Origin of the sequence: Streptomyces sp. NPDC051211 (assembly GCF_040689505.1) — a bacterium.
Taxonomy (GTDB): Bacteria; Actinomycetota; Actinomycetes; order Streptomycetales; family Streptomycetaceae; genus Streptomyces.
In genome coordinates this window covers 113,241-122,615 of sequence record NZ_JBFBAV010000020.1, presented here as the reverse complement: position 1 = coordinate 122,615, position 9,375 = coordinate 113,241, and the positions used below count along the sequence as shown (strand labels likewise).

Annotated in this window: 9 protein-coding genes; 4 read left to right on the top strand and 5 right to left on the bottom strand. The window is 73.0% G+C overall.

Going from position 1 to position 9,375, the window contains the following annotated elements:
* Positions 1–135: 135 nt before the first annotated feature.
* Both AB0447_RS21035 and AB0447_RS21030 read right to left on the bottom strand, forming a co-directional pair.
* On the bottom strand, positions 136–1,293 hold the full coding sequence (locus AB0447_RS21035) for an alkaline phosphatase PhoX (protein ID WP_366478201.1): 1,158 nt from the start codon (positions 1,291–1,293) through the stop codon (positions 136–138).
* A 149-nt stretch (positions 1,294–1,442) separates the two neighbouring features.
* Complete coding sequence (locus tag AB0447_RS21030; protein WP_366478200.1) at positions 1,443–2,000, bottom strand: hypothetical protein; 558 nt, start codon at positions 1,998–2,000, stop codon at positions 1,443–1,445.
* Positions 2,001–2,098: 98 nt separating this feature from the next.
* Between AB0447_RS21030 and AB0447_RS21025 the strand changes: the two genes are divergently transcribed.
* Positions 2,099–2,560 (top strand): group III truncated hemoglobin, encoded by a 462-nt coding sequence (locus AB0447_RS21025; protein ID WP_366478199.1) that lies wholly within the window; start codon positions 2,099–2,101, stop codon positions 2,558–2,560.
* A 145-nt stretch (positions 2,561–2,705) separates the two neighbouring features.
* Positions 2,706–3,116 (top strand): VOC family protein, encoded by a 411-nt coding sequence (locus tag AB0447_RS21020; RefSeq protein ID WP_366478198.1) that lies wholly within the window; start codon positions 2,706–2,708, stop codon positions 3,114–3,116.
* A gap of 6 nt (positions 3,117–3,122) precedes the next feature.
* Here AB0447_RS21020 and nirD read toward each other — a convergent pair whose 3' ends face one another.
* Genes nirD through AB0447_RS21005 form a run of 3 tightly spaced genes read right to left on the bottom strand, consistent with a single transcriptional unit; the run spans position 3,123 to position 7,494 of the window.
* A complete protein-coding gene (gene nirD, locus AB0447_RS21015; protein ID WP_366478197.1) occupies positions 3,123–3,455 on the bottom strand; it encodes a nitrite reductase small subunit NirD in 333 nt (110 codons plus the stop codon).
* The gene (gene nirB / locus AB0447_RS21010) at positions 3,452–5,995 is read right to left on the bottom strand and encodes a nitrite reductase large subunit NirB (RefSeq protein WP_366478196.1); all 2,544 of its coding nucleotides are present in this window, start codon (positions 5,993–5,995) and stop codon (positions 3,452–3,454) included. Before nirB ends, nirD begins: the two co-directional genes overlap by 4 nt.
* 2 nt (positions 5,996–5,997) lie before the next feature.
* Positions 5,998–7,494: an FAD-dependent oxidoreductase gene (locus AB0447_RS21005; RefSeq protein WP_366478195.1), complete on the bottom strand. Its 1,497-nt coding sequence runs from the start codon at positions 7,492–7,494 to the stop codon at positions 5,998–6,000.
* A gap of 157 nt (positions 7,495–7,651) precedes the next feature.
* On the opposite strand from AB0447_RS21005, the gene AB0447_RS21000 reads away from it, so the two are divergent.
* On the top strand, positions 7,652–8,947 hold the full coding sequence (locus AB0447_RS21000; RefSeq protein ID WP_366478194.1) for a ferredoxin reductase family protein: 1,296 nt from the start codon (positions 7,652–7,654) through the stop codon (positions 8,945–8,947).
* A gap of 38 nt (positions 8,948–8,985) precedes the next feature.
* Positions 8,986–9,345 carry a hypothetical protein gene (locus tag AB0447_RS20995; RefSeq protein WP_366478193.1) on the top strand — a complete coding sequence of 120 codons (360 nt, stop codon included), beginning with the start codon at positions 8,986–8,988 and terminating at the stop codon, positions 9,343–9,345.
* The last annotated feature ends 30 nt before the right edge of the window (positions 9,346–9,375 follow it).

Below are 9,375 nucleotides of genomic sequence, written 5' to 3'. Positions count from 1 at the left end.
GATGAACCCCGCCGGGGTGCGGCCGGTGGTGCCGTGCGGCGCCGTTGCCGGGGGCGCTGCCCCCGGACCCCCGCGCCTCAAACGCCGGCGGGGCTGGATTGCCCGAACGCCGGCGGGGCTGGATTTGCCCCTGCCTCAGACGCGGAACGGGCCCGTTACCTCGTAGGTGATGCCGCCCGAGGAGCTGCCGGTGGTGCCGCGCTGGCTGGAGAAGTAGAGGCGGTTGCCGGCGGGGGAGAAGGCCGGGCCGCAGATCTCGGAGGAGGACTGGCCGGTGATCCGCAGGAACGGGGAGACCACGTCGTCCGGGGTGATCATGCAGATCTCCATGTTGCCGCCGTCCTCGGCGATGTACAGGTCCCCGAAGGTCGAGCCGGTGACGTTGTCGACGCCGGTCAGGGGCGGGGTGCCGGAGACCAGGGAGTCGTCGTAGGCCAGTTCGTAGGTGTTGTTGGTGAGGTTGAGCTGCCAGACGCGGTTGTCGCCCTTGGTGGTGAACCACACGGTGTCGTTGGCGTAGTGGCAGCCTTCGCCGCCGTTGAACTTCTTCGAGCCGGACACCTGGCTGCGGGTGGCGGTCGGGGAGCCGTCCGGGTCGGGCACGTTGGCCCAGGTGAAGCTGCCGGAGGTGCCGGTGCCCGCCTTGAGGACCTGGAGGGTGCCGGAGGAGAGGTTGCCCCAGGTGTTCGGGATGAACCGGTAGAAGCAGCCCGTGGACTCGTCCTCGGTCAGGTAGATGACCTGGCGGACCGGGTCGGCGGCGGCCGCCTCGTGCTTGAAGCGGCCCATGGCGGGCCGCTGGACGGCGGTGTTGACGCCGTACGGGTCGGTCTCGTAGACGTAGCCCAGGCTGACCTCCTCGCAGGACAGCCAGGTGTTCCAGGGGGTCTTGCCGCCCGCGCAGTTCTGCCGGGTGTTGGACAGGATGCGGTAGGCGCCGGTGACGGTGCCGGAGGAGTTGAACTTGACGGCGCTCGCACCGCCGCCCGGGTTGATCTCCGAGTTCGACACGTAGATCCAGCCGGTGCCGTCGGTGTAACAGGCGCCGCCGTCGGGCGCGTTGTGCCAGGTGTACGAGGTGCCGCTGACGGTCTGCCCGGACCGGGCGATGACCCGGCTGGTGAAGCCGGCGGGAAGCATGATGCCGTTGGCGTCGGCCGCGCCGAGCGCCCCGTAGGGGCCGGGGCCGGGCTGGGCGGGGGCCGCGTAGGCGGCGCCGCGCATCAGCGTGCCGCCGAAGGCGGCGGCCGACGTGCCGATGACGGCACCGCGCAGGAAGGTACGACGTTCCACGGTCACTCCTGTGGGAGGAAGGCCCCGCGGCCGGTCGGCCGGTCGGGGTCGCACGCGTCGAGGAACCTAGGAGCCCAGAGTTGACTGGACGTCAATTCCTCATTACGCCCGAGCGACCGGTCGGGTTCAATCCTCCTGCGTCCTCCTGCTCACTCCTCCAGGAGGGATTTCAGGACGCCGAGGCGCTCTTTCCAGAAGGCTTTGTAGACGGCCACGGCATCGGCGTCCGCCAGTTTGGTGTGGCCCAGTCCCACTTGCGTCTTGTCCGCGCCTTTCGGGGTGAGATAGACGGAGATCCGGCTGCTGCCCCCGTCCCAGTCGGCGGTCACGGATTTCCCCGGCCGGTGCGTGCGCAGGCTGAAGTCCGCGTGGGGCAGCCAGCGCTCGCGCAGGGTGTCGTCGGCGAAGGCCTCGGTGATCCGTTCGGCGGAGGCGTGGACCGTACGGCTGCCACTGGCCTGCCAGTCTCCCTCGCAGGACTGACCGACCTCGCGCATGCCGCGCTCCTGCTCGTAGCCGACGGTCACCGATTGTGCGTACCAGCCGCTCACCCCGTACGCGTCCACCAGGTGGCGCGCGATATCGGTGTGGGTACGGCCGGTGGCGCCCCAGGCGTCCAGCTCGGCGAACCACGCGGCCCAGCCCCGGCCGGTCTCCTCGGTCAGGGCCTGGTCCGACAGCTTCTCGGTGATCTTCTTCACGGCCATGTTTCCGACGATAGGGGTGCCGTGCGCGTCCCGTAGGGCCCGGCACTGTGTGACTTTCTGCCCTGGGAGCGTCCGGAGTGCGGGAGGATGGTGGAGGGATGGAACACCACCGTGCAGTCGCCGACATCGCCGGGCGCCAGGACCTCGAAGTCCTGCTGCGCCGTTTCTACACGGCGGCCTTCGCCGACCCGCGGATCGGCCCGTTCTTCACCCGGATCGCCGGCACGGACCTGGACGTCCACCTGCCCCGGATCACCGACTTCTGGGAGCGCGCCCTGTTCCGTACCGCCGACTACCGGCGGAACGCGTTCGTGCCGCATGCGGCCCTGCACTCGGTGCGGCCGATGACCGGCGAGGACTTCGGGCGCTGGGTGCAGCTGTGGCACGCCTCCGTCGACGGGCTGTACGCGGGCCCGCTGGCGGAGCGGGCCAAGGCGCAGGGGGAGCGGATCGCGCTCACCCTGCACAAGCGGCTGGCGGGCGAGGACGCGCCGCTCACCGGGGACGGGCCGGGCTTCGTGCCGCTGTCCGCCCTGGAGCTCCGCTCGTCCCTCGTCTGACCCCGCCGGGCCCCGTCCGGCCCCGCTCTGACCTGCGGTTTCGGGAAACCTCAAAAAAACTTGGGCGGGAGCGATGAGTTTCCCGGAGGCCTCCGGTCTACCTCTCGACAGCACCGAACGGAACCCGAGAGAAGAGAGACCCGCGATGTCCCAGCCCCAGATGATCTTCGTGAACCTGCCCGTCAAGGACCTGGACGCGACCAAGGCGTTCTGGGAGAAGCTCGGCTACTCCTTCAACCCGCAGTTCAGCGACGAGACGGCCGCCTGTCTGGTCATCAGCGACACGATCTTCGCGATGCTGTTGACCGAGGCGAAGTTCAAGGAGTTCGCCACCAAGCCGGTCGCCGATGCCGCCAAGGCCACCGAGGTCATGGTCGCGCTCAGCGCCGACAGCCGGGCCAAGGTCGACGAGGTCGTCGGCGCCGCCCTCGCGGCCGGCGCCACCGAGCCCCGGCCGGCCATCGACATGGGCTTCATGTACGGCCGGGCCTTCGAGGACCTGGACCACCACGTGTGGGAGTTCGTCTGGATGGACCCGGCCGCCATCGAGGGCTGATGCCGGTCACGAGGTCGCGGCGGTCCGTACCCGGTAGGTGGGGACCGCCACCTCCTCATCGTCCAGGCAGCGCCCCGACTCCAGGTCGAAGCGCTGCTTCAGCAGCGGGGACGCCACGAACGGTCGCCCCGCGGCCGTCCCCAGCAGCCCGCGCGAGAGCACCTGCGCGCCGGTGAAGGGGTCGCGGTTGCCGATCGCGTACGGGCGGCCGGCCCGGTCCGTGAAGACCGCGGCCTGACTCCCGTCGGGCAGCAGCGCCGCCACCCCCCGTCCGGGCACCAGCTGCGAGAGCTCGCAGACGGTCAGCCAGCCCCCGTCCACGCACAGTTCGACGGTCATCGGGTCCCTCCCAGGGGCTCCAGGGTGAGTACGGTCAGGTCGGGCTTGACCTGGTCCCGCTCGGGCACGAACTTCACGGCCGGATCGGGGGCGCCCGGCGCGTTGACGAAGGACACGAACCGCCGCAGCCGGTCCGGATCGTCCAGGGTCTCCGCCCATTCGTCCCGGTAGTGCGCGACGTGCTCGGCCATCAGGGCCTCCAGCTCGGCGCACAGCCCCAGCGAGTCGTGCACGACCACGTCCCGCAGGTGGTCCAGGCCGCCCTCCAGCCGCTCCAGCCAGGTGGAGGTCCGCTCCAGCCGGTCGGCCGTGCGGATGTAGAACATCAGGAACCGGTCGATGAGCCGGACCAGTTCGGCATCGGACAGGTCCTGGGCGAGCAGGTCCGCGTGGCGCGGAGTGGCCCCGCCGTTCCCGCCGACGTACAGGTTCCAGCCGTTGGCGGTGGCGATCACCCCGAAGTCCTTGCTCTGCGCCTCCGCGCATTCGCGGGCGCAGCCGGACACGGCCGACTTCAGCTTGTGCGGGGCGCGCAGGCCCCGGTAGCGCAGCTCCAGGTCGATGGCCATCCGTACGCTGTCCTGCACCCCGTACCGGCACCAGGTCTGCCCCACACAGGACTTGACCGTCCGCAGGGCCTTTCCGTAGGCGTGTCCGGATTCGAAGCCGGCTTCGACCAGCCGGGCCCAGATCTGCGGGAGCTGCTCGACGCGGGCGCCGAACAGGTCGATCCGCTGCCCGCCGGTGATCTTCGTGTAGAGGCCGAAGTCGCGGGCCACCTCGCCGATCACGATCAGCTTCTCCGGGGTGATCTCGCCGCCCGGGATCCGCGGGACCACCGAGTAGGAGCCGTTGCGCTGCAGGTTCGCCAGGAAGTGGTCGTTGGTGTCCTGCAGTGCCGCCTGGCCGCTGGCCAGGACGTAGCCGCTCGCGCCGATGCTCGGGGCGAGCGAGGCGATGATCGAACCCACGGTCGGCTTGCAGACCTCGCAGCCGTCGCCGCCCCGCGCGCCCTCCCGGCCGTGGCTGTCGAGGAGTTCCTCGTACGAGGTCAGCCGCAGGGTACGGACGATCTCGTAGAGCTCGGCGCGGGTGTAGCCGAAGCAGCCGCACAGCCCTTTGTCGGTGCTCGCCGGCAGCAGCTGGCCGATCACCTTGACGCAACTGCCGCAACCGGTGCCCGCCTTGGTGCACTTCTTCACTTCGGCCAGGGTGCCGAAGGCGGCGATCGCCTTCTTCGTGACGTTGTGGCAGGAGCAGATGACCGCCTCGTCGGGCAGGGCGGACGGGCCGAACGCGGCCGGCGCGCCGATCCCGGCGGGCAGCACCAGCTGCTCCGGGCTGACCGGCGGCACGCTGCCGGTCAGCGGGCGCAGCAGGCCGTACGCGTCGGCGTCACCGACCAGCACCCCGCCGAGCAGCACTCCGTCGGGGGCGACCACCAGCTTCTTGTACACCCCCGAGCGGGAGTCGGAGTAGACCACGTCCAGGCTGCCGTCGGTGGCGCCGTGCGCGTCGCCGAAGGAGGCCACGTCCACGCCGAGCAGCTTGAGCTTGGTGGACAGGTCGGCGCCGGTGAACTCCCGGTCCCGGCCGACGAGGTCGTCGGCGGCGGTCTCGGCCATCTCGTAGCCGGGGGCGACCAGTCCGTAGACCCGGCCGTCGGATGCCAGGGCGCACTCGCCGATGGCGTAGACGTGCGGGTCGGAGGTGCGGCAGCGGGCGTCCACCGTGATGCCGCCGCGCTCGCCGACCGCCAGCCCGCAGTCCCGGGCCAGCTGGTCGCGGGGCCGGACACCGGCCGAGAACACCACGAGGTCGGTCTCCACGCTGGACCCGTCGGAGAGCAGCATCCCGCGCACCGCGCCGTCGGGCCCGGTCAGCACCTCCTGGGTGCCGACGCCGGTGTGCACCGTCAGGCCCATGGACTCGATGGTGCGCAACAGGGCCGCGCCGCCGCCGTCGTCGACCTGCGCGGGCATCAGCCGGGGCGCGAACTCCACGATCCGGGTGGCCAGGCCCAGCCCCTGCAGCGCCCCGGCGGCCTCCAGCCCGAGCAGTCCGCCGCCGACGACCGCGCCGCGCCCTTCGCCGCCGTCGGCCGCCCGGCCCTTGGCGTAGTCCTCGATGGCGAGGAGGTCCTCGATGGTCCGGTAGACGAAGCAGCCGGCGGCGTCCTTGCCGGGCACGGGCGGCACGAAGGGGTACGAGCCGGTCGCCAGCACCAGCACGTCGTACGGGAAGACCCGGCCGGAGCGGGAGGTGACGGTGCGGGCCGCCCGGTCGACCGCGGTGGCCGGGTCGTCGAGGTGCAGCTCGATGCCGTGGCCGGCCAGGAAGCCGGGCGGGGTGAGGGAGAGGTCCTCGGGGGTGCTGCCGGAGAAGTACGAGGTGAGGTGGACGCGGTCGTAGGCCGGCCGGGGCTCCTCGCACAGCACGGTGATCCGGTGCGTGCCGGTCAGGCCGCGCTCGGCGAGCGCTTCGAGGTAGCGCTGGCCGACCATGCCGTGCCCGATGAGCAGGATCGTGGGCTTGGTCATTGTCAGGAGCCTCCGTCATCGGTGAGCAGGTGGATCAGCTGGTGCGTGGGGTCGAGGGCCTCGTCGCCCTCCCAGGTGCGGGCGAGGGTGCCGACGGCGGAGAGCTCGCCGAGGAGCACCCCGCCGACGAGCCGGTCGCCGCGGACGACGACCTTGCGGTAGGTCCGGCGGGTCGCGTCGGTGAGCCGCACCACGTCGTCTCCGGGCCGGGGGGTGGTCTCGCCGAAGGCGGCCAGATCGAGGCCGGAGGGGAGGGTGAGGCGGGTGAGGGCGCGGGTGCCGGTGTAGGGGCGGGGCGCGGGGGCTTCGGGCGTTCCGGGGGCCGCGGGGGTTGCTCGGCCGCCTCCGCCGACGCCGATGCCGGTGTCCGCGCCTCCGCCGGTGCCGGTGCCGGTGCCGGTATCCGCGCCTCCGCCGAGGCCGGTGCCGGTCGTTCCGCCGGGACCCGCGGCTCCGCTTCCGCCGAGGCCGGTGCCGGTGGCGGTGCCGGTGCCGCCGGTTCCGCCGGGGGCGGCTCCGGTCAGGATCCCGGCCAGGGCCTCTGCCTGCTCCAGGGCGGGCCCGGCCAGGCCGTACACCTGCCCGGCGTGCTCGGCGCAGTCGCCGATGGCGTGGATGCGGGGGTCGCTGGTGCGCAGTTCGTCGTCGACCAGGATCCCGCGGTGTACGTCGAGCCCGGCGGCCTGCGCGAGGCCGGTGCGGGGCCGGACCCCGCAGGCCAGCACCACCAGGTCGGCGTCGAGCCGGTACCCGTCGGCGAGCTCGACCCCGGTGACCCGGCCGGGGGCGTCGGTGCCCGGCCGGGCACCCGCATGGGCCGGGTTCGGCCCGTCCTGCTCCCGGGGCGTGGTGGTCAGGCCGCGGGCGCGGCACTGGGTGTGGATCTCCACGCCGAGGGCGGCCAGATGCGTGTGCAGGAGCTCCGAGGACTCCGCGTCGAGCTGGCGCTCCATCAGCCGCTCGCCCTGCTGGGTCAGGACCACCTGCGCACCCCGGGCGGCGAGCGCCCGGGCGGCCGAGACGCCGAGCAGGCCGCCGCCGACGACCACGGCGCGCAGGCCCGGCCGGACCGCTCCGGCCAGGGCCAGGCAATCGTCCATCGTCCGGAACGGATGCACCCCGTCCGGGAGCTCCCGCCCGTCCGGCCGGAACAGGCCGCGCAGCGGCGGCAGCACCGGGTTGGAGCCGGTGGCCAGCACCAGCGTGTCGTACGGCTCGACCGAGCCGTCGTCGCAGTGCACCCGCCGCTCGGCCCGGTCGATCCGGACCGCCCGCACCCCGCGCCGCAGCGCCGGCCCGGCCGGAGGCAGGGCGATGACCTCAGGGGCGTACCGGCCCGCGAGGACCTCGGCGAGCAGCACCCGGTTGTACGGGGCGTGGCTCTCCTCGCCGAGCACGGTCACCCGGTACCCGGCGGGGGACGCCTCGGCCAGGCGCTGCGCGAGACGCAGGCCCGCCAGGCCGCCGCCGATCACCACCACATGCTGTTGCGAGGTCATGGCACGAGCGTGCGCGGCCGCTGTTTCCTGGCCGCATCGCTCCTGTTACCCGGACGGAACGCTGGTCTCCCAGCCCGGGTTAAGGGCCGGTGAGGCGTTCCTCAAGCCCGGCTTAAGGATCTTCTGGTAGGTGCCGGCGCCGCCTAGCGTGCCCCGTATGCGCGATGCGGTGGGACGGGTCAGGGCCGGAATCCTGGGCGGGGCGGGGGCCGTCGCCCTGCTGTGGGCGGCCCAGGTGCGGCCCTCCGCACGGCTCGACGCGCTGTTCGCGACCGCCGCCCACCTCACCGGCCTGTTCGCCGGCTACGGGGTGCTCGTCCTGCTCTTCCTGATGGCCCGGGTGCCCGCCGTCGAGCACGGCGTCGGCGCCGACCGGCTGGCCCGCTGGCACGCCGCCGGCGGGAAGTACGTCCTGCTGCTCTGCTTCGGACACGGCCTCTTCGCCCTCCTCGGCTTCGCCGTGCACGAGCGCGTCGACCTCCTCACCGCCGGACGCGAACTGCTCGGCTATCCCGCGCTCGCCGCCGCCACGGCCGGTACCGCGCTGCTGGCCGCCGTCGGCATCAGCTCCGCCCGCGCGGTGCGCCGCCGCGTCTCCCACGAAACCTGGCGTGGCGTCCACCTGACCGTGCACCTCGCCGCCGCCCTCGGCTTCGTCCACCAGCTCGCCGGGCCCGACCTCGACGCGTTCGGCTGGTTCTGGGCCCTCGCCCACACCGTGGTCGCGGTCCTGCTCGTCTGGTACCGCGCGGTGGTTCCCGTACGGCAGGCCCTGCGGCACACGCTGCGGGTCGCCGAGGTCCGCGACGAGGGGCCCGGGGTGGTGTCCGTGCTCGTATACGGGGAACACCTCGCCGAACTCCGGGCCGAACCGGGCCAGTTCCTGCGCTGGCGGTTCCTGCATCGGCGGCTCTGGCACACCGCCCTGCCGTTCTCCCTCTCCGCACCGGTCCGCGGCGACACCCTCCGCATCACCGTGAAGGCCCTCGGCGGGCACAGCCGCCGCATCCGGAGGCTGCGGCCCGGCACCCGGGTGATCGCCACCGGCCCGTTCGGCGCCCTCACCGCCGCCCGCCGCACCCGCGCCAAGGTGCTGCTCATCGCCGGCGGGGTCGGCATCACCCCGATGCGCGCCCTGTTCGAGACCCTGCCCGGCGGCCCCGGCGACCTCACCCTGCTCTACCGGGCCGGAGCCGAGGAGCACCTCGTACTGCGGGCCGAGCTGGAGGCCATCGCGGCCGGCCGGCAGGCCGGGCTGCACTACCTGCTCGGCCCTTCCGGCGGGGCGTACGACCCGCTGGCCCCGCAGGCGCTGCGCGCGCTGGTCCCGGACCTGACCGAGCACGACGTCTACCTGTGCGGGCCGCCGGGGATGGCCGGGGCGACGCAGACCGCCCTGCTGCGGGCCGGGGTGCCGGCCGGGCGCATCCATTCCGAGTGCTTCAGCTTCTGACCCCGCGAGAGGCAGCCGCTCTTTCCATGACCGAACCCATGACCGATCCCATGACCGACCCCATGACGAACCCGATGACCGCCCCGCTGACCGATCCGCGCCATCCCCTGCACGTGGCCCTGGCCGTGCCGGTGTACGGCGGCGCGGCCGCGGCGGGCGCCGGTGCCGTCGTCGGGCGGGCCCGGCACCGCAGGCCCTCCACCGTCCTGCCGGCCGTACGGACCGTCGTACGGGCCGCCGTACTGCCGCCCGCGCGGCGGCTGGCGGCCGGGCTCGGGCTGGCCAGTGTGCTCGCCGCGACCGTGCTGACCGCGGCGCTGGACCCGTCCGCCCCGGTGGCGCCGGACCGGGTGCCGGCCGGAGAAAGCTCAAGCCTTGCGCAAGAAACCGGAGATTGATGGGCTCTGCACCCATCGCCTCCTTAGGGT